The following is a 357-nucleotide window of genomic DNA, read 5'->3' as shown; positions in this document are numbered from 1 at the left end:
AACCGGACGGAGTTCGCGCAGGCCGGGCTGTTCGCGGTGGAGGTGGCGCTGTTCCGGCTGGTCGAGTCGTGGGGGATCACACCCGACTTCCTCGCCGGTCATTCGATCGGCGAGATCGCCGCGGCCCATGTGGCGGGGGTGCTGTCGCTGGATGAGGCGTGTGTGCTGGTGGCGGCGCGTGGTCGTCTGATGGGCGCCCTGCCTGAGGGTGGTGTGATGGTGGCGGTGCGGGCGCCTGAGTCGGAGGTGCTGCCGCTGCTGACCGACGGGGTGGATATCGCGGCGGTCAACGGCCCGGATTCTGTGGTGCTTTCCGGCGACGAGCAGGCCGTGGTGGCGCTGGCCGGGCGGTGGAAG

Annotated in this window: 1 protein-coding gene; it reads left to right on the top strand. The window is 70.6% G+C overall.

Going from position 1 to position 357, the window contains the following annotated elements; translation table 11 throughout:
* Nucleotides 1-357: acyltransferase domain-containing protein (locus tag DEH69_RS22790; protein ID WP_113688877.1), on the top strand; the 357-nt coding region annotated here is incomplete at both ends.

Origin of the sequence: Streptomyces sp. PT12, assembly GCF_003311645.1 — a bacterium.
In the GTDB taxonomy this organism is placed as follows: Bacteria; Actinomycetota; Actinomycetes; order Streptomycetales; family Streptomycetaceae; genus Streptomyces.
The sequence above is the reverse complement of the archived record's forward strand: the minus strand, read 5'-3'. Positions and strand labels throughout refer to the sequence as shown.